Here is a 25,101-nt window from a genome sequence, read left to right on the forward strand (position 1 = left end):
ATGCTTTGCGGTCTCGCCATAGCCAGCGGCCGCGACCCCAAAAGAATTGGCAGGGAGCGCGCAAGAGCATGGACAAACACAAGCTTTCGGAAAGCGACATCAGCGACAAGTTCGTCCGCCCCGCCATGGTGCAGGCGGGCTGGCACACGCTGGACCAGATCTATGCCCAGTTCCCTTTGCGCGCAGGCCGCGTGATGGTGCGGGGCAACAGATCGCACCGCGACAAAGACACCGTCCTCAAAGCCGACTTCGCCCTGTTTCTCAAGCCCAACATTCCGTTGGCCGTGGTCGAGGTCAAAAAGGCCAGGTTGTCTCCCCAAGCTGGCATGCAGCAGGCCATTCAGTACGCCGAGCTGCTGGATGTGCCGTTCAGCTTCGCCAGCAACGGCGACAACTTTGTCTTCCGCGACGCCACTCTGTCGACTGGCGTACTGGAGCAAACCCTCACGCTGGACCAATTCCCCAGCCCCCAAGAGCTATGGGCTCGCTACTGCGCCTGGAAAGGCTGGTCCCCGGAGGTGCAGCGTGTCGCCGCCTTTGACTATTCACCCAGCAAAACCCCGCGCTACTACCAGCTCAACGCCATCAACCGCACGGTGGAGGCCATTGCCGCCGGGCAAAACCGCGTGCTGCTCGTCATGGCCACCGGCACCGGCAAAACTTACACCGCCTTCCAGATCATTTGGCGCCTGTGGAAAAGCGGCGCCAAAAAGCGCATCCTGTTCCTGGCCGACCGCAACATCCTCATCGACCAGACCATGGTCAACGACTTCCGCCCCTTCAAGGGCGCCATGGCCAAGCTCAGCCCCAATGCCAAAGGTGTGGAACGCGTCAATGCCCAAGGGCAAATCGAAGTGGACGACGTCGACCTGGCGGTGGACAAAACCACCAAGGCCGTCAACAAGAGCTACGAAATCTACCTCTCGCTCTACCAGGCCGTCACCGGCACGGAGGACGAAGCCAACATCTACAAACAGTTCAGCCCCGACTTCTTCGACCTCATCGTGGTGGACGAGTGCCACCGCGGCAGCGCCAACGAAGACTCGGCCTGGCGCGACATCCTCACCTACTTCAGCAGTGCCACCCACGTAGGCCTGACCGCCACGCCCAAAGAAACCAAGGACACCTCCAACACCTTTTACTTTGGCGAGCCCATCTACACCTACAGCCTCAAGCAAGGCATTGAAGACGGCTTCTTGGCGCCCTACAAGGTCATCCGCGTGGACCTGGACAAAGACACCTTTGGCTGGCGCCCCACAGCGGGTATGACCGACAACAAGGGCCAGCTCATCGAAGACCGCGTCTACACCGGCCGCGACATGAACCGCAAACTGGTGATGGAGCCGCGCGACGCCGTGGTGGCCGAGCGCATCACCACCTACCTGCGCGCCACCGACCGCATGGCCAAAACCATCGTGTTTTGCGAAGACATCGACCACGCTGCCCGCATGCGTCAGGCACTCACCAACGCCAATGCCGATATTTGCGCCACCCAGCCCAACTACGTGGTGCAAATCACCGGTGACAACCCCGAAGGCAAGCGCGAGCTGGACAACTTCATCGATCCCGAGAGGTCCTATCCCGTCATCGCCACTACCTCCAAGCTCATGAGCACCGGCGTGGACGCGCAAACCTGCAAGCTCATCGTGTTGGACCAGAACATCAAGTCCATGACGCTGTTCAAGCAGATCATTGGCCGCGGCACCCGCATCAACGAATACTTCGACAAAACCTGGTTCACCATTCTCGACTTCAAGCGCGCCACCGACAACTTTGCCGACCCCGCCTTTGACGGCGAGCCCGTGCAAATCTACGAACCCAAAGGCGACGACCCGATCGCCCCACCAGACATCCTGTTGCCTGGCGATGGGCGGCCCGGAGGTGATGGCAATGCCATTGTGGGTGACCCGCTTGGACCGTTCCGTGGCGGAGGCGAGTCCGTCATCAAATACGTGCTCGGCAACCAGGTCACAGTGGCTGTGGCCCGCGAGCGCGTGCAATACCTCAACGCCCAAGGCAAGCTCATTACCGAGAGCCTGCGCGACTACACCCGCATCAACCTCACCAAGCAGTACGACTCGCTGGACAAGTTTTTACAAGCCTGGAACGACGCCGACCGCAAAGCCGCCCTGCTGGAAGAGTTGGAGTCGCGCGGCGTGATGATCGAGGCCCTGGGTGAGGAGGTGGGCAAAGACCTAGACCCCTTCGACCTGCTGCTGCACGTGGCCTACAACATGCCGCCCCTCACCCGGCGCGAGCGCGCCCGCAGGGTGAAGAAGCGCAACGTGTTCACCCATTACGGCCCGGTAGCCCGCCAGGTCATCGACGCGCTGCTGGACAAATACGCCGACGAAGGTATCGCCACCATCGAGGCCGACACCGTCTTCAACGTCCAGCCCTTCACCGACATAGGCCGCCCCGCCGAACTCATCAAAAGCTTTGGCGGCCGCCCCCAGTACAAAGCGGCGCTGCAAACCCTGGAGCGCGAGCTATACACTTCGGGGCCAGAGGCTTAAAAGTGCTACCAAATTAGTAGCTGCTCGCGCATAGTCCATGGGGGCTAGAGCCTTATTTCATTCATAAAACCAAGAACAGCATGTCCAACCTCTCCAGCGTCATCAAATCCATCCAGGACGTGATGCGCCAAGACAGCGGCGTCGATGGCGACGCCCAACGCATCTCCCAGCTCACCTGGCTCCTGTTCCTCAAAGTGTTTGACGCGCTGGAGGAGGAAATGGAGCTCACCCGCGACAGCTACCAAAGTCCCATCCCAGAAGCCATGCGCTGGCGCAACTGGGCGGCAGACGCCGAAGGCATCACTGGCGACACGCTGCTGGCCTTTGTCAACAACGAACTCTTCACCGCGCTGAAAAACCTGAGCGGCGATGCCCAGCGCAACCCGCGCGGTTATGTGGTGCGCGGCGTGTTTGAAGACGCCTACAACTACATGAAGAGCGGCCACCTTCTGCGCCAGGTGATCAACAAGCTCAACGCCATCGACTTCAACCGCCAGGCCGAGCGCCACCAGTTCAACGACCTGTACGAAAAAATCCTCAAAGACCTGCAAAGCGCCGGTAACGCGGGCGAGTTCTACACCCCCCGCGCCGTCACCCAGTTTATGGTGGACATGGTCAACCCCCAGCTGGGCGAAAAGGTACTGGACCCGGCCACCGGCACCGGCGGCTTTCTGGTTTGCGCCATTGAGCACATGCGCAAGCAGGTCAACAACACCGAGCAAGAGGCCGTGCTGCAGAGTTGCATTGGCGGCGTGGAGAAGAAGCAACTGCCCCACATGCTGTGCGTCACCAACCTCATGCTGCACGGCATCGAGGTGCCCAGCCAGGTGGTGCATGGCAACACCCTGGCCCGCCCGCTGCGCGACTACACCCCCGCCGAGCGCGTGGACGTGGTGCTCACCAACCCGCCCTTTGGCGGCGTGGAAGAGCCGGGCATTGAACAGGGCTACCCCAGTGACGTGCGCACCAAAGAAACGGCGGACTTGTTCTTGGTGCTCATCAAGCACATCCTCAAACCCGGTGGCCGCGCCGCGCTGGTGCTGCCCGATGGCACCCTGTTTGGCGAAGGCGTCAAAACGCGCATCAAAGAGCAACTGCTGAATGAGTGCAAGCTGCACACCATCGTGCGCCTGCCCAACGGCGTGTTCGCCCCCTACACCGGCATCAAAACCAACCTGCTCTTCTTCACCAAAGGCCAGCCTACGACGGATGTTTGGTACTACGAGCACCCCTACCTGCCGGGCGTGAAGAACTACAACAAAACCAAGCCCATCCGCATCGAAGAGTTCGACGCCGAGAAAGCCTGGTGGGGCACCGAGGCCGATGGCTTTGCGGGGCGCATAGAAAACGAACGCGCCTGGAAAGTCAGCATCGACCAGATCAAAGCCGCCAACTACAACCTCGACCAAAAGAACCCCCACGTGGGCGAGGTGCAAGACCACAACCCCGAACACCTGCTGGCCGACTGCCAGCGCCTGCAGGGCGAAGCCCAGGCGCTGCGCGACCAGTTGCGCGACATACTGGCCCAATCGCTCGCTAGCCCCCGTTGAATCTGCGCATGCTGCTATCAAATTTGAACCTATTGGCCGCCGCGCCCGACGGCGTGGCCAAGTTGCGCGAGCTGATTTTGACTCTGGCTGTGCAAGGCAAACTGGTGCCGCAAGACCCCAGTGATGAACCGGCGAGCGCGCTGCTGAAGAAGATTCGCGCCGAGAAAGATCGGCTGATTGCCGAAGGCAAGATAAAACGTGACAAGCCGCTGGCTGAGATTGCGGTGGAGGAAAAGCCGTTTGCGTTGCCGACAGGGTGGGAGTGGGTGCCGCTTCAATATATTGGCTACACACAAACCGGCACCACCCCTGATAAGAAGAATCCTGAGTTCTACGGCACCTACATCCCATTTATCAAACCAGGTGACATCTATCCTGGGTACGTCGACTATGACAATGAAGCCTTGTCAGAGCGCGGCCTTCAAGATTCTGGTCGGGCCGCACCGGCAGGCTCCATCTTGATGGTGTGTATTGGCACCATCGGCAAAACAAACATCATTGAAAGAGATTGCTCCTTCAACCAGCAGATCAACTCGATAACGCCGCTGTGCTGCCTGCCGGAGTTCATTAGTCTCTACTTGCGTTGCCCTGAATTTCAGTCACAGGCTTGGTCTCGCTCAGCGAGTACCACCATTGCAATTCTCAACAAAGGCAATTGGGAGCAAATTCCGGTAGCGCTCGCACCCCTCGCCGAACAATTCCGCATCGTCACCCGCGTCGAAGAACTCATGCGCCTGTGCGACGCGCTGGAGGCCAAGGCCTGCCTCGAAGCTACGCAACACGAACAGCTAGTTCGCACCCTGCTGGGCACCCTCACCTCCAGCACCACACCTGAAGAGCTGGCCAACAACTGGCACCGTGTCGCCACCCATTTCGACCTGTTGCTCGACCGCCCCGAAGCCGTAGACGCCCTGGAGCAAACCATCCTCCAACTCGCCGTCCGCGGCCTCCTCGTCCCCCAAGACCCCCAGGACGAACCCGCCAGCGAACTCCTCAAGAAAATCCGCGCCGAAAAAGACCGCCTCATCGCCGAGGGCAAGATCAAACGCGACAAACCCCTGCCGCCGATTGCGGAGGATGAGGAGCCTCCCATGTTGCCGCAAGGCTGGGAGGTTGCTCGATTCGGCGATTACTTCTTTGAGCTATGTACTGGCCCATTCGGATCAGTCATTCATAAAGAGGACTACGTCGAGGGTGGCGTTCCGCTTATCAATCCGTCGCACATGATTGGCGGGCGAATTTCACACGATCCGTCTGTTTCTGTATCGCCTGCTATGGCAGGCCAGCTTGGCGCATATCGCCTCACGGCGGGAGACATCGTGCTAGCGCGTCGCGGCGAGGTGGGACGATACGCGCTGGTCACTGATGATGAGGACGGCTGGTTATGTGGGACAGGTAGTTTCTTTGTAAAACTTCACGAGGTCTGCAACCGTGAGTTTTTGGGCTTGGTTTTTGAAGACCCAGACTTGCGGAAGCATTTGCTTGGTGAGTCTGTGGGTTCGACCATGACGAATTTGAATCAACGCATCTTGATTGAAACGCCAATCGCGCTCCCACCCCTCGCCGAACAATCCCGCATCGTCGCCCGCGTAGCTTCCCTGCGCGCCCTGTGCGCCGACCTGCGCCAGCGCCTCACCACCGCCCGCACCCAGCAGGCGCTGCTGGCGGAGGTGTTGGTGCAAACTGTGGCCGCGTGAGGAATCACTATGGCCGTACCCAACCCCGTTCGCCTGTTTCACATCACCGCCATCGCCAATTTGCAGGCGATGTGCCAAGTGGGTGCTTTGCTGTCCAAAAATGCGGGCGCTGCGGCCGGGATTGCGTATACCAACATTGCCCACGGCGGCGCTCAGGGTGTGCGTGCCGCCAAGCCATTGCCCAATCCACCGGGCGGCGCGGTGCATGACTATGTGCCGTTCTACTTTGCGCCACGCTCTCCCATGTTGTCCGCCATCCATGCGGGCAAGGTGGCCGGTTGCACGGTTCCGCAGCACGATGTCATACACCTGGAAACGACCGTGGAGCGCATCACCGCGCAGGGCGCTCCTTTCGTGTTCTACGACCGCAATGCCACCTTGGCCTACAGCAAGCCCTATACGGACCTAGCGCAGTTGGACGCAGTGGCGTGGGATTTGCTTACAGAGCAACCCCGACTGGATGGCTTCTGCAAGTATTTCTTGAATAAACACCAAGAGGAGCGGTATGTAGACCGCATGGAGCGCCGCATGGCCGAGTTTCTGGTACATGACCGCGTGCCGCTGGCCCAGTTCATTCGTATTGGGGTGTGTACTCCAGCCAAGGCTGCCCAGGTGCAAGGCATTTTGGATGCGGCAGGAGTACCATTGCAGGCTGAAGTGAAAACCGACTGGTACTTTCTGGGCCAGTAAGCATGAGCATCCACCTTACCCACGGCGATTTGTTGAAGCAGGACGATGTTGACGCCATAGTCAACACGGTCAATTGCGTCGGCGTGATGGGCAAAGGCATTGCGCTGCAGTTCAAGAACAAATGGCCCGATAACTTCACTCAGTACCAAGCTGCTTGCAAAGCTGGCAAGGTGCGCCCCGGCACGATGCATGTGTATGACGCGGGCGCCTACGCGCAGCCGCACTTCGTCATCAACTTCCCCACCAAAGACCATTGGCGCGGTAACTCAAAGCTTTCATTCATTGAAGATGGATTGAAGGATTTGATTGCGCAAGTGCAAAAGCTTGGCATTCGCTCTATAGCCATTCCGCCCCTGGGGTGCGGGAATGGTGGTTTGAACTGGGCTGACGTAAAACCAATGATCGAGGCGGCGTTTGCAGCTTTGCCCGACGTGGTTGTGCGCCTGTTTGAGCCGGGTGATGCGCCAAGTGCCAAGAGCATGGAGGTGCGCACGGCGCGCCCCAAAATGACCGTTGGCCGTGCCGCGATCCTCAAGTCCATTGATACCTACCGCGATCTGAATTACGGACTGACCAAGATCGAAGTGCAGAAGCTTGGTTACTTTTTACAGGTCGCCGGACAAGACTTGGGCTTGAAGTTTGAGAAGCATCTGTACGGCCCTTACTCTGAGCAGCTGCGTCATGCATTGAATCGCATGGAAGGCCATTTCATTGTGGGACTTGGTGATGGTTCGGTGGATTCGGAGATTGAGCCATTGGCCGATGCGATAAAAGAAGCTGATGAGTTCCTTGCGTGTAGTGGTGATGCGGAGATTCAGCATCGCTTAGCCCGACTGCAGGCTTTGATCGATGGTTTTCAGTCGCCCTACGGTATGGAGCTGTTGTCCACTGTGTATTGGGTCGCACACCACGAGCCCAATGTGACCTCGCCAGACGATGCTTTGCTAGCAATCGGTGAATGGAATCCTCGTAAAAAACGATTGATGCAATCAACCCATGTGCGAGCAGCTTGGGACAGGCTGGTGCAGCAGAGTTGGATTGCTGCTTAGCATTCGCAACCCTCAAACCAACCCACACCCCTCCATCACCTCCCGCCACGCCGCCAGCTTGCGCTCAAAGCTCCAGCTGGCGTTAGCCGGGCTGGTGCTGGGCAGTTTGTAGACCGGCACGCCCAAGGTTTGGGTGTGGCGCGCGTGCTTGTGGCTTTCGCCGCCGTTGTGGGCAATGGCCTGTAGCTGCGGTAGTCGCAGGCCGGCAATATCGTTGACTACGGCGTTGCGGATGGCGGTGTCCAGGCTGCCTTCGCGCTCGCAGCTGGCGTACACATCCCACACGCCCAGGCCACGCTCCAGCAGCCAGGCGCTACGCTTTTCATAGCTGCTGGCGCATATTTCATGGGGGCTAGCGGGCCAAATGGCTTGCAATATCTTCCAGAACTGGTTTTGCGGGTGGGCGTAGTACTGCTGCGTCTGCAGCGAGCGCACACCCGGGAAGCTGCCCAGAATCAGCACCCGTGTGGCGGGTGACACCAGGGGCGCCAGCCCGACCAGCGGTGCGGCGTCCATGGCGCCTTATTTCTTGGCCAGTGCCTTGCGCGCCTGCTCGATGCCGCCCGCGTTCTCGGCTTTGCTGTAGCCCAGGTCTTTCAGCGTGGTCAGCGCCCGGCCACTCAGCACGCCCGACTGGCAGTAAAGCTTGATGGTGTCATCCTTGCCAATGCCGGCCTTGGCGACACCCTGGGCGATGCTGCCGTGTTCGATGTTGATGGCGCCGTCCACATGGCCCGCCGCATATTCCTGCGGGGTGCGCACGTCCACGATGACGTCTTTGGCCTGGGCGGCCAGGCTGAGCAGGGCAAGCACGCAGCTTGCAAGCAGTGTTTTCATACGGTTTCCTTTTTCAAAATGCACCAACGGCAAACCGCCATTGTGGACAATTGCCAAAACCCCTGCCAACCGGAGCCCCGCGATGAACAAAAACCGACTTGAGGCCTTTAGCGATGGCGTGATCGCCATCATCATCACCATCATGGTGTTGGAGTTCAAGGTACCGCATGGCCAAGAGTTTGCCGACCTGCTGCCGCTGTGGCCCATCTTTCTGAGCTATGTGCTGAGCTTTGCCAACGTGGGCATTTACTGGAACAACCACCACCACATGCTGCACGCGGTCAAGCAGGTGAACGGTGCCATTCTGTGGTCCAACCTGAACCTGCTGTTCTGGCTGTCGCTGATGCCCTTTGCCACTGCCTGGATGGGCGAGAACCACTTTGGCGAGGTGCCGGTGGCGGTGTACGCGGTGGACCTGCTGATGTGCGCCATCAGCTACACGCTGCTGCAGGCACAGATCATCAAGTCGCAGGGGCCTGAGTCGCTGCTGCATGTGGCCGTGGGCAACGACCGCAAGGGCAAGATCTCGGTCGCCAGCTACGTGCTGTCTATCCCGCTGGCGCTGCTGGGCTACCCCTGGTTGTCAGGGATTCTGCTCGCCGTCGTGGCCTGCATCTGGTTCATCCCCGACCGGCGGATTGAGAAGAAGCTGGTGGGTGAGTGACGCTGGCTACTGCGGAATAAACCGCAGCCGGTAGATCAGCGCACTCTCCGCATTCATGCGGGGCAGGGGCAGGCCCACCGCGGCCAGCCATGCGCCATGCGCAGTGGGTGGCAAGGCCTGCTGGGCACCAGCGGCCAGGGCCGCGTCGTTCAGCGGGCTGCTGGTCCAGTCGGGCGGCGTAGGGTCCAGCCGTTCGATGGTGTAGTGCGCGGCCGGGCGCAGCATGGGAAGGCGCAGCGGTGGTGTGTTGCGGTGGCTAGTGGGCGTGGTGCGGTAAACCAGTAGCAGCACCTCGCTGGCATTGGCGTCGCCATGGGCTTGCCACAGTACGCCATCGCCCGCCTCACCCAGCCACACCTGGCCGGTGTGCAGGCGGTTGCGCAACTGCTTGTACAGCCCCACCCAGCGGCCCAGCGCCATGCGCTCGTCGTCGCTCAGGTGGCGCACATCGGCCTCAATGCCGAGGTGGCCGCTGAGTGCCACACCGGCGCGAAAGTTCAGGCTCTGGCTGCGGCCCGTGGTGTGCGCAGGCGAGGGGCCAATGTGGGCGCCCAAAATCTCGGGTGGCAAAAACTGCAGCGCACCGCGCTGGATGGCCACGCGCGACAGCGCATCGTTGCAGTCGCTGGTCCACACGCGGTGGGTGTGGGCCAGCACGCCCATGTCGAGTCGCGCACCGCCAGAGGCGCAGCTTTCAATTTCCACCTGCGGGTGGGCGGCGCGCACACGGTCCAGCAGCGCGTACAGCGCGTGCACAAAGCTGCGGTACGCCGGCCGGCCCAGTGCGTTGCCGGCCGTGGTCAGGTCGCGGTTCATGTCCAACTTCAGGTAGGCAATGGGCACGTTGCTCAGCAGGCTGTGCAGCTTGGTAAAGAGGTAGTCGGCCACCTCGGGGCGGGCCACGTCCAGCACCAGCTGGTTGCGCATGGTGAGCAGCGGGCGGCCTTCCAGTTGCAGCGCCCAGTCGGGGTGGCTGCGGAAGAGCTGGCTGTCGGGGTTCACCATCTCGGGTTCTACCCATAGGCCAAACTCCATGCCGAGTTCGTTCACATAGCTGGCCAGCGGCTGCAGGCCATGCGGGTACTTGCCGGCATCGGGCCACCAGTCACCCAGCGCGGCCTGGTCGCTGTGGCGGCCCTGGAACCAGCCGTCGTCCAGCACAAAACGCTCTACGCCAACGCTGGCCGCTGCCGCAGCCAGGGCGCGGATGTCGTCGGTGCGATGGTCAAAGTACACCGCCTCCCAGGTGTTCAGGTGCACGGGGCGCGGACGCATGCGGCCGCCGGGCCAAGGCAGGCGGCTGCGCACCGTGGCGTGGAAGTTGGCAGCCAGGCCGTTCAGGCCCGTGGTGGCGCAGCTGGCAAACAGCGTGGGCGTCTGCAGCGATTCGCCCGCAGCCAGGCGCACTTCGCCCGGCGCCAGCCATTCGCCCATCTGCCATTGGTACTGGCCGTCGTGCAGCCACTCAATGGCTTGTTTGTGGTTGCCCGACCAGGCTAGGTGCGCGCCATACACGGTGCCCGTGTGCTCGGTAGCGCCCGGCGTGGTGACCACGGCGCCCGGAAAGCTGTCGTGCGAGGTGCGGCCGCGCCGGTTCTCGCGCTGCCAGGTGCTGCGCGAGAGCGCATCGGTCTGCAGCTGGAATTCATTGGCCCATTGGCCGGTGTAGGAGCGCACGGCCTGCGCATCACCTGGCAGCGGCACGGTGCCGGCAGCCAGCCACTGCACGTCCAGCACATCGCTGCCATCGTTGAACAACTCACTGCGCAACTGCAGCACGTCGTGCGCGTCCAGCGCCATATGCAGCACCAGGCGCAGCTGGGCCACACTGTCCGCCAGATGGATGGCAATGCTTTGACCGGCCACCAGGGTCTCAACACGGCAGGCGGTGAACTGCTGTGCAAACTGCTGCCCACCCCGGTGCGCCAGCAGCGCGCTCTGCATGTACCAGCCCACGCCAAAGGTGGGCGCCACGGTCAGCGGCTGGTCGAACTCCATGCTGCTGGGCGGGATGGCCCGGCCATCGCGCAGCGGCGCCAGTGGCACGCAGTTATCCGGCAGGCGTGGGCCCCAGTAGCGCCACAGCGGCGCCTCGTGCGGGCGCACCTCCAGCACCACACTGCTGTGGGTGCCGTGCAAAACGGTGAAGGTGGCAGAGGCCTCGGGCGCGTGGGTGGGCATGTTCAGTTGCAGTAGATGCGCTGGCCGCTCTTGTCGAACAGCAGTGCCCTGGCTGCGTCAAAGTGGGCGTCCAGTGTCTGGCCCGAGCGCAGGCTGCGGCCGTGCTTGCTTTCCATCACCACCATCACGCCGCTGGCCGAGCGTGCGTACACAAAGGTTTCGCCGCCCAAGTGCTCCAGCATGTCGATGGTGACTGGCAGTGTGGCGCCACCGTCCTCCATGAAATGTTCGGGACGCACACCCACCGACACCTCGGTGCCCACGGCGGGCAGGTTGCCGTCCAGTGGCAGCGTCACCACGGCGTTGTCAAAGCCGGCCAGGCTCACCTGGCACTGGTTCACACCGTTGGCGTGCAGGTGTCCGGTCACCGTGCCGTCAAAGAAGTTCATGCGCGGCGAACCAATGAAGCCAGCCACAAAGGTGTTGGCGGGGTTGTCATACAGCTCCAGCGGCGCGCCCACCTGTTCCACCACACCGGCGCGCAGCACCACGATCTTGTCGGCCAGCGTCATGGCCTCTACCTGGTCGTGCGTCACGTAGATGATGGTGCTGCCCAGCTCGCGGTGCAGGCGCGCGATCTCGATGCGCATGTGCACGCGCAGCTCGGCGTCCAGGTTGGAGAGCGGTTCGTCAAACAAAAACACCTGTGGGTCGCGCACGATGGCGCGGCCAATGGCCACGCGCTGGCGCTGCCCGCCCGACAGGGCCTTGGGCTTGCGCTCCATCAGCGGCTCCAGGCCCAGAATCTTGGCGGCGGCGTCCACCTTGGTGGCCACCTCGGCCTTGGGCACACCGGCATGCTTGAGGGCAAAGCCCATGTTTTCGCGCACCGTCATGTGCGGGTAGAGCGCGTAGCTCTGGAACACCATGGCAATGCCCCGCTTGGACGGGTCCACGTGGTTCATGACCTGGTTACCGATGCGCAGCTCGCCGCTGGTGATGTCTTCCAGGCCCGAGATGGCGCGCAGCAGCGTGGACTTGCCGCAGCCCGAGGGGCCCACGAACACCACAAATTCGCCATGCTTGATGTCCAGGTCCACGCCGCGGATGATGTCGATCTCGCCGAACGACTTGCGGACCTGGGTGAGTTTGACGTCTGCCATGGATGGTTCCTCGTTTTATTCTGCGCGCAGCGCCAACACCTGCTCGCCCATGCGGCGGGTCGATACGCGTACGGTGATGTCGCCCACGGCGCCGGTGGTTTCCACCCAGAAGCCGGTGGTGCCCCCCTTGAGTGTGAGCAAGTCCGGGCCCAGCAGCTTGGCCGCACCGGTCACTTCCACTTGCACCACATCGTCCATAAACGGCAACAGGCGGCCGGCCTGGTCCAGCGCGCGCACGATGACGCGGGTGGCGTCCTTCTCATGGGCGTGCAGTTCGGTGTCGTCCGCCTGCACTTGCAGCGTGGTGGGCAGCGGGTTGCCAGAGAGCTTGACGGTGGCCACGGCCTTGCCGTCGATGAAGCCGGTTACCGTGGCATCGCGCCATAGCATGCCCCAGGCACCCAAGTCAGCCATGTTGACATGGCGGTTGTCAAAAATGACGGGGGCGTGTGGCAGGTGCGGGTAACGCTCGCGGTCGGGTTCGGCGCGTTTGGCCGCAAAGTCGCCCACCTTCAGTTCCACGTAGTCGCAATTGGTCAGCACGATGAGGGGCAGCACCTCGCAGCGGTCTTTCTCGCCACGCGCCCAGTAGGTGACGGGCTCCAGCACGACTTGTTCGGCCGGGCTGCACTGGCTGGTGTAGCCCCAGGCGGCGAACTTGGGTTCGCGGAAGATGTCCAGCACGCCGTGGTGGCAGATGCGGTCACCCGCGCCAAAGTCCTTGTGCGTGTTGTAGTCGTACATGCACCAGCCAATGGCGCCGCTGATGACGGGGTTCTCGTAGGCCTTGTTCAGCACATCCAGGTGGCGGCTCACATGTTCGGCCTGGCGGTCTTCGGGGTCGATGCGCTTGGTGGGGTACATGTGGCCATTGAACTCGGTGATGAGGTAGGGCACCTCATGGTCCAGGCCGGTTACCTGGCGCGGCTGGCGCAGCGGCGTGGGGGGAATGCCCTTCATCCACTCGGGCGCGGCTACGTGGCAGAAATCGTTCACGGTGTACACGTCTTCGAGCAGCTCGCTGTTCTCGATGTAGCGCACGCCGCCGGTCTGGCGCGTGCTGTCCAGGCTGCGCGCCATGGCGTTGGTGCGGGTGTAGAAGTCGTGGTGGTCCTGCGACTCATTGATGCGCACGCCCCAAATGATGATGGAGGGGTGGTTCCAGTCGCGTTCCACCATGCGGCGCACGTTTTCTACCGATTCGTCTTGCCAGGCTTGGCCGCCAATGTGTTGCCAGCCAGGGATTTCTTCAAACACCAGCAGACCAATTTCGTCGCAGCGGTCCAGGAAGTAGGTGGACTGCGGGTAGTGCGAGGTGCGCACCAGGTTGCACTTCAGCACGTCCTTCATCACGTCGGCATCTTTTTCCTGCGCGCGCTGGCCCATGGCGTAGCCCACATAGGGGTAGCTCTGGTGGCGGTTCAGGCCGCGGATCTTGAGGTGTTTGCCGTTGAGGAAAAAGCCCTCGGTGGTGAAGCGTGCGGTACGAAAACCAAAGCGCGTGCTGAGCTGGTCGCGGTTGTCCAGGGTGGCGCGCACCAGGTACAGCTGGGGCGCGTCCAGTTCCCAGAGCTTGAGTCCTGCGAGCTGTGCAAAGCTGGCTTCAAAGCCTGTGGCGCCCAGGGTAACCGTCTGCTGCTGTAGCACGGTGCCGTCCACGTGGCAGAGTTCCACCAGGGCCTTGCCACTGACGGCGGCGTTTGTGGGGTTGGCGATGAAGCCCTTGACGAGCACACCCTTGGCGTCGGTCAGCTCATGCGAGGTCTCGACCTTGAGGTTGGCGATGGACACGGCATCCGTGACCTGCAGCCACACATCGCGGTAGATGCCGGCGTAGGTGAGGTAATCGATCTGGCCACCGAAGGGCGGAATCTCGGGGTTCTCGCTGCCGTCCACCTTCACGGTGATGAGGTTGTCGCCTTCCTTGAGCAAACCGGTGAGGCGGGCGCTGAAGGGGGTGTAGCCATCCTTGTGCGCTGCGACTTGCTGGCCGTTGACCCAGACCACGCTGTTGGCCATGGCGCCGTCAAAGCGCAGGGCGATTTCGCGGCCGGCAAACGCGGGCTGCCAGGCCAGGGTGTACTGGTAGCCAAACTCTGCCTGGAAGCTGCGTTCGTCCAGGTAGGTCATCTCCAGGTCGACAGCGTTGTGCGGTAGGCGCACGGGGGTGCCGGTTGCGGCCTTGGCCACGAGTTCGCCAGAGAAAGAGGTGTGAAAAGTCCAGCCCGAGACGAGCTTGGTGACGGTACGCATGTGAAAAACCTTATTTGACGGAGCCCAGCATGCCCTGTACGAACTGCCGTTGCATTGCGAAGAAAACGACCAAGGTGGGCAAGGTGGCCAGCATGGCGGCCAGCATGATCACGCCGAAGTCGGGGAAGTAGGCTGAGCCCAACGAGGACAACACCAGGGTGATGGTCTTGAGCTCGGGCGACTGCAGCACGATGAGGGGCCAGAGGAAGTTGTTCCATGCCGCCATGAACACGATGATGAAGGCCGCCGCATAGGTGGAGCGCATCACGGGCACATAGACAAACAGGAAGATCTGCCATTCCTTGAGGCCGTCCAGCCGGGCGGCTTCCCGCAGCTCGGAGGGGAAGGCCTTGGTGCTCTGGCGGAAGTAGAAAACGATGTAGGCCGAGGCCAGCACGGGCAGGATGACGGCCAAGTGGGTGTCCAGCAAATCAAACTGTGCCATCAGAATGAACAGCGGAATCATGAGTGCGGCAAACGGCACCATCAGCGTGAGCAGCAGGCCGTTGTAGACGCGTTCACGCGCCTTGGAGCTGAACACCTCAAAGCCGTAGCCGGCCATGGAGGAGATGAGCAGCGTGAAGAAGCCGCCCACGATGGCAATTTTTCCAGAGTTCCAGAAGACCTGGGCTACGTCAAAGCTCTTGTTGAGCTTGGCCAGGTTCTCCACCAGGGCGCTGCCCAGGGTGAACTTGCCTTTGGTGACGTCCACCGAGGCGTTGGTGGCGCTGATGACCATCCAGGCAAACGGGAACAGCGACACCGCCGCCATCAGCCCCAGGAACAGGTAGACGCCGCCCATGCGGAATTTTTCGGCCCAGTTGGTCATCATGTGCGCTCCCGGGCGGCGTAGAACTGCAGGCATGCCAGCAGCGCCACCAGTGCGACGATGACGTAGGACACCGTGGCGGCGTAGCCGAAGTTGGGCACGAACTTGAACGACAGGTTGTAGATGTACATGGACAGCGTGAGCGTGTTGTCGGAGAACACGGTGCCCACGGTGGTGATGTTCATGGGTTCGTCGAACAGCTGCAGGGTGCCGATGGTGGAGGTCACCGTGGTGAACAGGATCACCGGCTTGAGCATGGGAATGGTGATGGAGACAAAGCGGCGGTAGGCCGAGATGCCATCGATGCGGGCGGCCTCATAGATCGACTTGTCGATGTTCTGCATGGCCGCGAGGTAGAAGATCATGTTGTAGCCGGTCCAGCGCCAGGTGATGGCGATGATGATGACCACCTTGGACCAGAACGGATCGTTCAGCCAGGGAATGGGCTCGCTGATCAGGCCCAGCCACGCCAGTGCGTGGTTGACCAGGCCGTCATACGAAAACATGCTCTTGAACACGACCGAATACGCCACCAGGGAGGTGACGCACGGCAGAAAGACCGCCGTGCGCAACAGCCCGCGAAAGCGCAGGTTCGGCATGTTCAGGCAACTGGCCATCACCAGGGCCAACATCAGCATGATGGGCACCTGGATCACCAGAAAGATGCAGGTGTTTTGCAATGCCTTGAGAAAGACCGGATCACCGGCCAGACGCACCATATTGCCCGTGCCTACGAACTCAACCACCGTGCCTTGCCCGGCGTGCAGGGACATCCACAGCGACCGGACAATCGGGTAGGCCATGAAGACCCCGATCAGCCCCAGTGCGATGGAAACAAATAGCCAACCGTTGACGTCGTAAAAACGCCGGTAGCTGGTCGTAGGCGTGGGCGCCATGGTGCTCCTTGGGTGCCGTGTTGCCGTGTCTTACTTGATTTGCGAGGCGAGCTGGTTGTGGATGTTCTCCAGCGCCTTCTCCACCGGCAGACCTTGTGCCAATCCAGGCAGTTGGGCGGCCACTGCAGCGTCGCCTTCGGCGGTGTAAATGCCGTAGTTCACGCTAGGCACCTTGCCCATCCAGTCGCTGAACTGTTGCCACACCTTGGCGCCACCGAAGAAGGGGTCGGCTTCGGAATAGGCCTTGCCGCTGCGCGATGCCAGCAGCGAGCCCACGGCACCGCGGGATTGCAGAATGGTTTGGTAGAAGTCCACATCCTTGGCGTAGATCTCGTTCAGGAAGTCAGCCGCAGCAGCCTTCTCTTTGCCCGCGGCCAGCACGTACCAGCTGGAGCCGCCCAGGTTGGAGGCGTTCACGGCGCCCGGCACGTTCAGGCGCGGTGTGGCGGCCACGGCCCATTTGCCGGACTGGCTGGCTTCGGCCTTGACCGAGCCAGTGATCCACACGCCGGTGATGACGGAGGCCACATCGCCCTTGTTCAAGGCACCGACCCACTCGCCCCAGCCCGAGGTGGGTTTGTAGATGCCGGCCTTCATGAACTTGACCTGGGTTTCCAGGGCGGCCTTCAGGGCGGGGTTGTTTTTGATGTCGAGCTTGCCGTCCTTGTCGAAGTACCAGCGGCCGGCGGACTGCATCATGATGCGGATGCTGGCAATGTCTTGCGGGTCCATGGCAAACATCTTTTTACCCGTCTTGGCTTCGACCTGCTTGCCGATTTCCAGGTAGCGGTCCCAGGTGATGTTTTGCATGTCCTTGTCGCTGAAGCCGGCCTGCTTGATCAGGTCGCTGCGGTAGTACATGCCGGTGGTGCCGGTGTCAAAAGGCAGGCCGTAGACCTTGCCGCCCATGGTCATGAGGTTGACCTTGTAGTTGGCAAACGCCTTGTGGTCCACCTTGCCGGACAGGGGCTCGAAGGCGCCGGGGAAAGAGCGCAGGTACTTGGGGGCGTTGTAATCCTCCACCAGCACGATGTCCGGCAGGGTCTTGGTGACGCCGGAGGCCAGGGTGGTTTGCAGCTTTTGCTCCACGTCGGCCTTGGCCATGTCCACGATCTTGAAGGTCACGTCGGGGTGCTTGGCGGTGTAACGCTTGGCTGCCTCTTGCATGATGGCGATGTTGAAGTTGGGGTCCCAGGCCCAGATGCTGACTTCACCGGCGTTGGCGGCGTGACTGGCCATCAGGCCGGTGGTGCCCAGGGCTAGGCCGATCATGGCGCTGCAAGTGGCGCGAAGGGTGCTGCGTTTGGCGAAATGCATGGTGTGTGTTCCTGTCTTTGTGTCAATGAATTAGGTGGCAAGTGGCGTTCAGTGCGTTACTGGGGCGCCTGGCTTGTTGTCTCCGGTAGCGTGTGATGACGGTAGTGCGACTGGCATCCTTTCCAAAATTTAAGCGGTTAAATTTTCAAGCCGACTGCAGGCTTGTGCTCGCTGATTTGTCGGGAAACGTCATCTGGGACGCTTCCCTAAAACACCCCGAAAATTAAAATTTAAGCGGTTAAATTCAGCAGTTTTTGGAGTATACCTAGGGGTATTCGCAAATCAACCGCCTCCTAGGGTAAGTCCTAGGATTCAAAAAACGTATCCATTGATGCCAGTTCACACAAAGTTGCAGCGCCATGGCCACCCTGAGTGAAGTCGCTCGCCTGGCCGGTGTCACCACCGCCACGGTCTCCAACGTGCTGCGCAACACGCAGAAGGTGAAGCCTGCCACCGTGCAAAAGGTGCAGGAGGCCATTGCCGCCACCGGCTACCGACCCAACCTCATGGCCCGTGCGCTGGCCGAGGGCAAGTCGTCCATGGTGGCGCTGGTGCTGCCTGACATCAATAACCCGTTCTACCCGGAGTTCGTGCGTGTGGCCGAGCGCGTGGCGCGGCACCGCAACTACTTCCTCATGGTCTGCAACACTGACGAGCGCCCCGACATTGGCCGCGCCTACCTGCACCAGATTGCCGGCACGCTGGCCGACGGCGTGCTGGTGCTGCACACCGGCATCAGCGCAGACGACATCAATGAGCTGAAGACGCGCCGCTCGCCCATCGTGCTGGCGTCCGAGGAGAAGGTGGATCTGGGCGACAACATACCCCATGTGGTGGTGAACTTTCACCGTGCCGGGGAGATCGCTGGCCAGCACCTGCTGGCGCTAGGGCACACGCGTATCGGTGCGATTGTGGGGTGCGGTCTGGAGGGGATGCAGGTCGGGCGGCTGGACGGTTTTCGCAGCGCACTGGAGGTGGGGGGCGTGGCCTTGCCCGACGCAGTGATCCGCAATGTGAGCGACACCGTGGCCGGCGGCCACGATGCCGCGGTCTCGCTGCTGGAGCAGCACCCAGACATCACCGCCATCTTCTGCACCAACGACCTGATGGCCTATGGCGCCTCGCAGGCATTAGCGGACCAGGGCATCCGCATTCCGCAAGACATCTCGCTCATCGGCGTGACGGACATCCAGATGGCCAGGGACATGCGCCCAGCACTCACCACCGTGGCGCTGGGCATTGAGCAGGTGGCCACCCTTTCCATCAACCTGCTGCTGGACCTGATTGAAAACCCCGCGCATCAACCCACCATCGTGCGCGTACCTGATCCGGTGTTGGTGGTGCGTTCCTCTACGGGGCCGGTGCGCAGCATCTAGCATTTGCTCCTGAAACAGGAGCTACTCGCGCACATTCCACGGGGGCTAGTGGCCGTTTTGCCTTAATCTGAAGCCTGGAGCGCCTCAACCAGCAGGCCATGCTTGCGCGCCCGGTAGGCCAGTTTGGGGCGGGTGGTGTTGAGCAGTCGCGCTGCGGCGGACAAATTGCCACGCGCGGCGGTGATTGCCCGTTGCAGGGTGTCGCGCTCCATTTGCTCCAACGAGGGCGCCGCGGTTGGCGCATTTGGCAATGCAGCATCCGTGTTCGGGCCCGGATGGGTGGGGGAGTCCCGGTTCAGGGTTGCTGAATCTCCCTGCATCCGAAGCGTCATGATGTCGTCGCTGAGCACCTCTCCACCGGTAAACAGGTGGTGCACGCCAATGAGCCCGTCTGCCTCCGCCAGGATGACGGCGCGCTCAATCAGGTTTTGCAGTTCACGGATATTGCCTGGAAAGCCGTAGTTGAGTAGGGCGCGAACAGCGGGTTGTGTGAACCCGCCCACATTGCAAGCGTGCTTGTGCCGGTAGTGGTTGAGGAAGTGGTTCATCAGCAGCGGAATGTCGTCTCGCCGCTCCCGTAACGGTGGGAGGTGAATGGGAAACACGTTGAGCCGAAAGAACAGGTCGTTGCGAAAACGCCCCTCAATCACCGCCTGGCGCAGGGTTTCGTTGGTGGCGGCCACTACGCGCACGTCCACCGCAACGCTGCGGGTGCCGCCCACGCGCTCTATTTCTCCTTCTTGCAAGGCCCGCAGCAACTTGCCCTGTGCTACGAAGCTAAGGGTGCCGATTTCGTCCAGAAACAGCGTGCCGCCGTTGGCACGTTCAAACCGTCCGGGTCGTGACTGGTTGGCGCCGGTGTAGGCGCCGCGCTCTACCCCAAACAGCTCGGACTCGATCAGCGTATCGGGAATGGCGGCGCAGTTGATGGCAACAAAGGGTTGGTCTTTGCGTGGGCTGATTTTGTGCAGCATGCTGGCAAACTTTTCCTTGCCCACTCCGGACTCGCCCGTGAACAGGACGGTCGCGGAGGTGCGTGCCACGCGGTTGAGCTGGTGGCACGCCGCGTTGAACGCGGAGGACGCGCCCACCATGGCATCACCGGCGGCTCCTACTGCGGGGAGTGACGCGGCCTCGGGGCCGGGGCGCGCATAGGCCGCCGTGTCGACAAATTCCGTGGCGTTGAGGTAACGCATGTCTTCCTCAATGTCGTCCCACTTGTGGGCGGACTTGCCGATCACGGCGCAATGGGCATCGCCCATGGAGCGGCACAGTGTTTCCCGGAAGACGATCAGGCTGCCAAACAACGTGCTCACGTAGCCGGTGGCGTAGCCCACCTGCATCCAGCAGCTCGGCGACCCGCCTATGCCATAGGCGGCGATGTGTTCATCGTCTTCGCTGGAGTTGTGCCACAGGAATTCGCCTTCGTAACCGCCCGTGTCCGGGTCGTAGGCGGCGCGCACCAGCTCCACTTTCACCAACCCTTCCAGGGCATGCAAGCGCGTACCGGCCATGGCAGCGGCCAAGGGGTCGGCTTCGGGCCACTGTTTGCGCACCAGTTCGGCATCGCGCGCGCCGCTCACGTAGCCAGCCCGGGTGAAGAGGCCGCGTGCGCGCTCCGTCCCCAGGCTGTCAATCATTTCCCGACGCAATGAACCCAAGGCCTCGGTATGCAGCAGCACCATGCGTTGGTCTTGCAGCCAGATGCGGCCATCACCCGGCGAGAAAAACAGGCATTCGCTGATGTCCGCCACGGTGGGGTGGGCGCTACCGCCGGCCTGGGTGCTGGTAAAGCCACCCAGGACTTTGGTGCCGCCACCCGCAGCCAGGGACTCCGGAATGGTGGCGCCAGCGTTGCGCGCCACGGCTGCCAGAGAGATGCGCTGCGAAATTTGCATGATTTGGAACGATTGTTTGAGCAAATGAGTAGTCGCTCCGGCGAATTGTTTACCAAATGGTCAAAAAGCAGGTGCTGGTTTTCCCTTGGTCGGTGGCCGATGGTCTCCCTAGGGTATGTCCCTAATTTCCCTCCCAAAATTACCTGACGCGCGGTTGTACGGCATCCCACGGGCCGCGCACATGGCGCGCGCATTGCAAAAGAAGGGTACGCCGCACGAATGTGGCGATTTGATCAACCTACCGAAAGGACAAGCAAATGGGTGCTACCGAAGCCATGGCATTTTTTGACGTTTCCAGCCTGGCGCCTACCGCCCACGGTGCGGGAACGCGTGACGTGATTGAACCGGCTACCGGCCAGGTGATGTGCACGGTGGGGGTGGCCAATGCGCAGGATATGACGGCTGCCATTGCCGCCGCCGCCGCCGTTCAGAAAGCCTGGGTGGCAGTGCCTCCACGCGAGAAGGCAGATGTGTTCCGCCGTGCAGCGGCCCTGTTCCAGCAGCACTTTGACGAATTGGCGCTGTATGCCACCCGTGAGACCGGCGCCATATTGCCCAAGGGCCAACACGAAATTCGCGAGGCCATCACCATCTGCAACCTGGCCGCAGCCATGCCACTGCAATCACAAGGCCATGTGCTGCCCAGCGTGCAAGGGCGCATCAGCATGGCCCGCCGTGTGCCCCATGGCGTGGTGGGCGTGATCTCGCCGTTCAACTTCCCATTGATTCTGACCATCCGTGCCGTGGCGCCCGCGCTGGCGGCGGGCAACGCGGTGGTGATCAAACCCGATACCCGCACCCCAGTGACGGGTGGGCTGATGATTGCGCGCATTTTTGCCGAGGCAGGTTTACCGAAAGATTTACTGCAAGTGCTGCCCGGGGATGCAGAAGCGGGTGAGGCTTTGGTGGTGGACCCGTTGGTGCCCATGATTGCCTTCACCGGTTCGCCCGCAGTGGGCCGCCGCATTGGCGAGCTGGCAGGCCGCCATCTCAAGAAGGTATCGCTGGAACTGGGGGGAGCGAACAACCTCATCATTCTGGACGATGCCGATTTGGACATTGCCGCCAGCAATGCGGCCTGGGGTGCCTACCTGCACCAGGGACAGATTTGCATGGCCTCCAACCGCATCCTGGTGCATGAAAGCATTGCGGCGGAGCTGACCCAGCGCCTGGTCATGAAGGCGACCCATTTGCCTGTGGGCGACGGTGCCAGCGGCCAAGTGGCTCTGGGGCCGCTGATCGATGCCAAGCAGCGCGACCGCGTTCATGCCATGGTGCAAGACAGCGTCAAGGCCGGCGCCAAGCTGGAGGCGGGCGGTACGTTTGACGGCCTGTTCTACAAACCCACCGTGCTTTCCGGCGTGAAGCCCGGCATCCGCGTGTTTGATGAAGAAACCTTTGGTCCGGTGGCCAACATCGTCACCTACAAGACGGACGAAGAAGCCATTGCCCTGGCCAACAACCACACCGGCAGCCTGGCGTCTGCGGTGATTTCCAAGTCGGTGGGGCGCGCCATGGCCATAGGGCAGCAGCTCAAGTCGGGCATGGTGCACATCAACGACCAGACGGTGAACGACGACTGCGTGAACCCCTTTGGTGGCCCCGGCATTGCCGGCAACGGCACCAGCGTGGGCGGCCCTGCCGATTGGGAGGAATACACCCAGTGGCAGTGGATCACGATCAAAGACACCGCGCCCATGTTCCCGTTCTAAACGGCGTTCAACACCTTTTCACCAGGAGACATTCTTCATGAGCTTGCAAGGAAAAACCATTGTCGTTACGGGCACCTCTTCCGGTATCGGCGCCGAAGTCGCGCGTCTGGCCCGCTTTCAGGGGGCCACGGTCATTGGCGTAGACCGCAATGACCCGAGCCTGACCCTGGACGGCTTTGTCAAAGCCGACCTGTCCACTGTGGAAGCCATCAACGCAGCGGTGGCCCAGTTGCCCCAGCGCATCGACGCGTTCTGCAATATTGCTGGCGTGCCGGGCACCGCGAGCGGCGAGCTGGTGGCCACAGTGAATTACCTGGGCCTGCGCCATTTGACCGAACAGGTGCTGCCACGCGTTCCGCGCGGGGGCAGCATTGTCAACGTGGCCTCCATCCTCGGTGCGGAATGGCCGCAGCGTTTGGCATTGCACAAAGAGCTGGCCGCAGCACAGGGGTTTGAGGCTGGTGCGAAATGGCTGCGCACGCACGAGGTGCCCCATGAGACGTGCTACCAGTACTTCAAGGAAGCGCTGATTGTGTGGAGTGCGGTGCAGTCGCAGAAGTGGTTCATGGAAAAAGGTGTGCGCATGAACTGCGTGGCGCCCGGCCCGGTGTTCACACCCATCTTGGGTGACTTCGTGTCCATGTTGGGGGAAGAGCGGGTGCAGAAAGATGCGCACCGCATGTTGCGCCCCGGCTTTGCCGACGAAATTGCACCAGTGATTGCCTGGCTATGCAGCGATGCATCGCGCTGGGTCAGCGGCGCAAACATTCCGGTGGACGGCGGCCTGGCCTCTACCTACATCTAGCGCAGACATTCGTCTGACGTTCACGCTACCAAAAACACATAACGACGAGACATTGCATGAACCCGAAAAACACACCATTCAAACTGGGCGCATTGGCACTGGGTGCTGGCCTGTTGTGCGCCTTGCCTGCCCATGCACTGGAGCTGGACTCTGGAGACCCGGACACCAAGATCCGGTTGGATTTCACGCCCAAGTACAGCATGGCCTATCGCATGCAGGATGCATCAACGGACCTCACCCCTGCGGGGAATGAAAACGACGGCAACCTGAATTTCGCAAAAGGATTGATTTCCAACCGCGTGGACTTGCTGACCGAGTTTGATTTCAGCCACGGCAACTGGGGCCTGCGTGTGAGCCATACAGCGTGGTACGACGCAATGTACATGCGTGGCAATGCCAATGACGGCACCAAAGGCGTGAACAACGCCAGTGGTCAGGCGGCCAATGAGTTCATCCAGGCCACGGTGGATCAACACGGGCGCGGAGACCAGTTCCTGGACGCCTTTGTGTATGGCAAGGGTTCGCTGGGCGATATACCTGCCTCGGTACGTCTTGGACGGCACGCTGTGCAATACGGGGAGAGCGTGTTCTTTGGGCAAAACGGCATTGCGGCTGCGCAGGGACCGGTAGATGTTGCCAAGATCCTGTCGGTTCCCAACTGGCAGTTCAAAGAGGTCTTGCTGCCGGTAGAACAACTCTCCGGCACGCTGCAGGTCGCAGAAGGCGTGACCTTGGGAGGCTATTACCAGTTCAAGTGGCGGCCCAGCAAAATTCCCGGTGTTGGCAGCTACTTTTCCAATCAGGACTACATAGGCGGCGGCCGTGTCTACTTCAGTGCACCTCCTTCACTGACTACAGACGCCAGCAAAGACCAGACCCCTGGAGACAGTGGCCAATTTGGCGCACAAGTGCGTTGGGCTCCCACGGGGGGAGCTTTTGAGTACGGACTGTATGCAGCCCAGTACCACGACAAAACGCCTTCCGCACTGGTGTTCGATTTCATCAACGGCAATGTTCGCACTGTCTATGCGAAAAACATCAAGACCGTCGGGGCCAGCGTGAGTTCCTCGGTGGGGCAGCTGAACTGGGCGCTTGAAGGTTCGGTACGGAAGGACGCTCCCCTGGCCAGCGATCCAGCGGTGCTGGCAGGCGCTCCCACCATGCCTGCCAACGATTGCAGTGGGGATGCAAGCAACCCCTGCTATGCGGTGGGCGATACGGGCCATTTGAATCTTTCGGGGATTTACGTTCTCAACAAGTCCAGCCTGTGGGACGGCGGCGCCATCGTGGCTGAGTTGGCCTGGAACCGCACGCTGAGCGTGACCAAGAACCCCGGGAGCGTTGGCTTTGGTGGTCTGGATCCCAATGCCACACGTGACGCCTCCGCAGTGCGCGTGATTTTTGAGCCGCAGTACTTTCAGGTGGTGCCGGGGCTTGACCTGTCCATTCCGATGGGGATTGGCTACAACTTTGGTGGGCGGTCTTCTGCCATCTCCAATTTTGCAGGCGGAGCCAGTGAGGCAGGAGATGTGACAGTCGGTGTCAAAGGCAAATACCAGGACTGGAATTTTGGTCTGAATTACACGGCCTTCTTTGGCACCGCGAAGACCTTCACGGTAACCGACCCCAGTACGCCCACCCGCATGTTGTCCTATAGCCAGACGCTGGCAGACCGCAACTACCTGTCTTTCAATATTTCCCGCACGTTCTAAAAAATTTACTGAGACA

General features: G+C 61.3%; 19 protein-coding genes. 10 read left to right on the forward strand and 9 right to left on the reverse strand.

Features of this window, described 5'->3' with window-relative positions; genetic code table 11:
* The first annotated feature begins 68 nt into the window (after positions 1-68).
* The 5 genes from hsdR (at position 69) to darG (ending at position 7,502) form a co-directional block, all read left to right on the forward strand.
* Positions 69-2,516: an EcoAI/FtnUII family type I restriction enzme subunit R gene (gene hsdR / locus J2X15_RS14260; protein WP_310343966.1), complete on the forward strand. Its 2,448-nt coding sequence runs from the start codon at positions 69-71 to the stop codon at positions 2,514-2,516.
* A gap of 80 nt (positions 2,517-2,596) precedes the next feature.
* On the forward strand, positions 2,597-4,066 hold the full coding sequence (locus tag J2X15_RS14265) for a type I restriction-modification system subunit M (protein WP_310343968.1): 1,470 nt from the start codon (positions 2,597-2,599) through the stop codon (positions 4,064-4,066).
* The gene (locus tag J2X15_RS14270; RefSeq protein ID WP_310343970.1) at positions 4,063-5,763 is read left to right on the forward strand and encodes a restriction endonuclease subunit S; all 1,701 of its coding nucleotides are present in this window, start codon (positions 4,063-4,065) and stop codon (positions 5,761-5,763) included. The genes J2X15_RS14265 and J2X15_RS14270 overlap by 4 nt, the downstream gene beginning before the upstream one ends.
* 9 nt (positions 5,764-5,772) lie before the next feature.
* Entirely contained in the window at positions 5,773-6,453 is a 681-nt protein-coding gene (darT, locus tag J2X15_RS14275) for a type II toxin-antitoxin system toxin DNA ADP-ribosyl transferase DarT (protein ID WP_310343972.1), read from the forward strand.
* 2 nt (positions 6,454-6,455) lie between these two features.
* Positions 6,456-7,502, forward strand: a complete 1,047-nt coding sequence (darG, locus tag J2X15_RS14280) for a type II toxin-antitoxin system antitoxin DNA ADP-ribosyl glycohydrolase DarG (protein WP_310343973.1) — start codon at positions 6,456-6,458, stop codon at positions 7,500-7,502.
* A 12-nt stretch (positions 7,503-7,514) separates the two neighbouring features.
* On the opposite strand, the gene J2X15_RS14285 is transcribed toward darG, so the two are convergent.
* On the reverse strand, positions 7,515-8,018 hold the full coding sequence (locus J2X15_RS14285; protein ID WP_310343975.1) for a DNA-deoxyinosine glycosylase: 504 nt from the start codon (positions 8,016-8,018) through the stop codon (positions 7,515-7,517).
* Between the two features lie 6 nt (positions 8,019-8,024).
* Entirely contained in the window at positions 8,025-8,339 is a 315-nt protein-coding gene (locus J2X15_RS14290) for a rhodanese-like domain-containing protein (protein ID WP_310343977.1), read from the reverse strand.
* Between the two features lie 82 nt (positions 8,340-8,421).
* Here J2X15_RS14290 and J2X15_RS14295 point away from each other — a divergent pair, with 82 nt between their 5' ends.
* A complete protein-coding gene (locus tag J2X15_RS14295; protein WP_310343979.1) occupies positions 8,422-9,003 on the forward strand; it encodes a TMEM175 family protein in 582 nt (193 codons plus the stop codon).
* Positions 9,004-9,009: 6 nt separating this feature from the next.
* Here J2X15_RS14295 and J2X15_RS14300 read toward each other — a convergent pair whose 3' ends face one another.
* The 6 genes from J2X15_RS14300 to J2X15_RS14325 are packed head-to-tail and all read right to left on the reverse strand — an operon-like array spanning position 9,010 to position 17,582.
* Positions 9,010-11,184, reverse strand: a complete 2,175-nt coding sequence (locus J2X15_RS14300) for an alpha-galactosidase (RefSeq protein WP_310343980.1) — start codon at positions 11,182-11,184, stop codon at positions 9,010-9,012.
* 2 nt (positions 11,185-11,186) lie between these two features.
* Positions 11,187-12,287 carry an ABC transporter ATP-binding protein gene (locus J2X15_RS14305; RefSeq protein WP_310343982.1) on the reverse strand — a complete coding sequence of 367 codons (1,101 nt, stop codon included), beginning with the start codon at positions 12,285-12,287 and terminating at the stop codon, positions 11,187-11,189.
* A gap of 15 nt (positions 12,288-12,302) precedes the next feature.
* Positions 12,303-14,540, reverse strand: a complete 2,238-nt coding sequence (locus J2X15_RS14310; protein ID WP_310343983.1) for a glycoside hydrolase family 2 protein — start codon at positions 14,538-14,540, stop codon at positions 12,303-12,305.
* Between the two features lie 10 nt (positions 14,541-14,550).
* Positions 14,551-15,372: a carbohydrate ABC transporter permease gene (locus J2X15_RS14315; RefSeq protein WP_310343985.1), complete on the reverse strand. Its 822-nt coding sequence runs from the start codon at positions 15,370-15,372 to the stop codon at positions 14,551-14,553.
* Positions 15,369-16,265: a carbohydrate ABC transporter permease gene (locus tag J2X15_RS14320; RefSeq protein WP_310343987.1), complete on the reverse strand. Its 897-nt coding sequence runs from the start codon at positions 16,263-16,265 to the stop codon at positions 15,369-15,371. Before J2X15_RS14320 ends, J2X15_RS14315 begins: the two co-directional genes overlap by 4 nt.
* A 30-nt stretch (positions 16,266-16,295) precedes the next feature.
* Positions 16,296-17,582 (reverse strand): ABC transporter substrate-binding protein, encoded by a 1,287-nt coding sequence (locus tag J2X15_RS14325; protein WP_310343989.1) that lies wholly within the window; start codon positions 17,580-17,582, stop codon positions 16,296-16,298.
* A gap of 359 nt (positions 17,583-17,941) precedes the next feature.
* On the opposite strand from J2X15_RS14325, the gene J2X15_RS14330 reads away from it, so the two are divergent.
* Positions 17,942-18,958: a LacI family DNA-binding transcriptional regulator gene (locus tag J2X15_RS14330; protein ID WP_310343990.1), complete on the forward strand. Its 1,017-nt coding sequence runs from the start codon at positions 17,942-17,944 to the stop codon at positions 18,956-18,958.
* A gap of 62 nt (positions 18,959-19,020) precedes the next feature.
* Here the strand turns inward: J2X15_RS14330 and J2X15_RS14335 are convergent, their stop codons facing one another.
* A complete protein-coding gene (locus tag J2X15_RS14335; RefSeq protein ID WP_310343991.1) occupies positions 19,021-20,856 on the reverse strand; it encodes a sigma 54-interacting transcriptional regulator in 1,836 nt (611 codons plus the stop codon).
* Positions 20,857-21,113: 257 nt separating this feature from the next.
* Here J2X15_RS14335 and J2X15_RS14340 point away from each other — a divergent pair, with 257 nt between their 5' ends.
* The 3 genes from J2X15_RS14340 to J2X15_RS14350 are packed head-to-tail and all read left to right on the forward strand — an operon-like array spanning position 21,114 to position 25,085.
* On the forward strand, positions 21,114-22,568 hold the full coding sequence (locus J2X15_RS14340; protein ID WP_310343995.1) for a benzaldehyde dehydrogenase: 1,455 nt from the start codon (positions 21,114-21,116) through the stop codon (positions 22,566-22,568).
* 37 nt (positions 22,569-22,605) lie between these two features.
* A complete protein-coding gene (locus tag J2X15_RS14345) occupies positions 22,606-23,373 on the forward strand; it encodes a coniferyl-alcohol dehydrogenase (RefSeq protein WP_310343996.1) in 768 nt (255 codons plus the stop codon).
* Between the two features lie 56 nt (positions 23,374-23,429).
* Positions 23,430-25,085: a DUF1302 domain-containing protein gene (locus tag J2X15_RS14350; RefSeq protein WP_310343997.1), complete on the forward strand. Its 1,656-nt coding sequence runs from the start codon at positions 23,430-23,432 to the stop codon at positions 25,083-25,085.
* Positions 25,086-25,101 lie beyond the last annotated feature (16 nt).

This window comes from Rhodoferax saidenbachensis (assembly GCF_031457975.1).
GTDB lineage: Bacteria > Pseudomonadota > Gammaproteobacteria > Burkholderiales > Burkholderiaceae_C > Allorhodoferax > Allorhodoferax saidenbachensis_A.

What these genes read in the sequence shown, in the direction of transcription:
- J2X15_RS14305 (WP_310343982.1), bottom strand. Translation starts at nt 12,287, where the DNA reads ATGGCAGACGTCAAACTCACCCAGGTCCGCAAGTCGTTCGGCGAGATC.
- J2X15_RS14350 (WP_310343997.1), top strand. Translation starts at nt 23,430, where the DNA reads ATGAACCCGAAAAACACACCATTCAAACTGGGCGCATTGGCACTGGGT.
- J2X15_RS14320 (WP_310343987.1), bottom strand. Translation starts at nt 16,265, where the DNA reads ATGGCGCCCACGCCTACGACCAGCTACCGGCGTTTTTACGACGTCAAC.
- darG (WP_310343973.1), top strand. Translation starts at nt 6,456, where the DNA reads ATGAGCATCCACCTTACCCACGGCGATTTGTTGAAGCAGGACGATGTT.
- J2X15_RS14310 (WP_310343983.1), bottom strand. Translation starts at nt 14,540, where the DNA reads ATGCGTACCGTCACCAAGCTCGTCTCGGGCTGGACTTTTCACACCTCT.
- darT (WP_310343972.1), top strand. Translation starts at nt 5,773, where the DNA reads ATGGCCGTACCCAACCCCGTTCGCCTGTTTCACATCACCGCCATCGCC.
- J2X15_RS14335 (WP_310343991.1), bottom strand. Translation starts at nt 20,856, where the DNA reads ATGCAAATTTCGCAGCGCATCTCTCTGGCAGCCGTGGCGCGCAACGCT.
- J2X15_RS14325 (WP_310343989.1), bottom strand. Translation starts at nt 17,582, where the DNA reads ATGCATTTCGCCAAACGCAGCACCCTTCGCGCCACTTGCAGCGCCATG.
- J2X15_RS14285 (WP_310343975.1), bottom strand. Translation starts at nt 8,018, where the DNA reads ATGGACGCCGCACCGCTGGTCGGGCTGGCGCCCCTGGTGTCACCCGCC.
- J2X15_RS14290 (WP_310343977.1), bottom strand. Translation starts at nt 8,339, where the DNA reads ATGAAAACACTGCTTGCAAGCTGCGTGCTTGCCCTGCTCAGCCTGGCC.
- J2X15_RS14340 (WP_310343995.1), top strand. Translation starts at nt 21,114, where the DNA reads ATGGGTGCTACCGAAGCCATGGCATTTTTTGACGTTTCCAGCCTGGCG.
- hsdR (WP_310343966.1), top strand. Translation starts at nt 69, where the DNA reads ATGGACAAACACAAGCTTTCGGAAAGCGACATCAGCGACAAGTTCGTC.
- J2X15_RS14300 (WP_310343980.1), bottom strand. Translation starts at nt 11,184, where the DNA reads ATGCCCACCCACGCGCCCGAGGCCTCTGCCACCTTCACCGTTTTGCAC.
- J2X15_RS14330 (WP_310343990.1), top strand. Translation starts at nt 17,942, where the DNA reads ATGGCCACCCTGAGTGAAGTCGCTCGCCTGGCCGGTGTCACCACCGCC.
- J2X15_RS14295 (WP_310343979.1), top strand. Translation starts at nt 8,422, where the DNA reads ATGAACAAAAACCGACTTGAGGCCTTTAGCGATGGCGTGATCGCCATC.
- J2X15_RS14345 (WP_310343996.1), top strand. Translation starts at nt 22,606, where the DNA reads ATGAGCTTGCAAGGAAAAACCATTGTCGTTACGGGCACCTCTTCCGGT.
- J2X15_RS14315 (WP_310343985.1), bottom strand. Translation starts at nt 15,372, where the DNA reads ATGATGACCAACTGGGCCGAAAAATTCCGCATGGGCGGCGTCTACCTG.
- J2X15_RS14265 (WP_310343968.1), top strand. Translation starts at nt 2,597, where the DNA reads ATGTCCAACCTCTCCAGCGTCATCAAATCCATCCAGGACGTGATGCGC.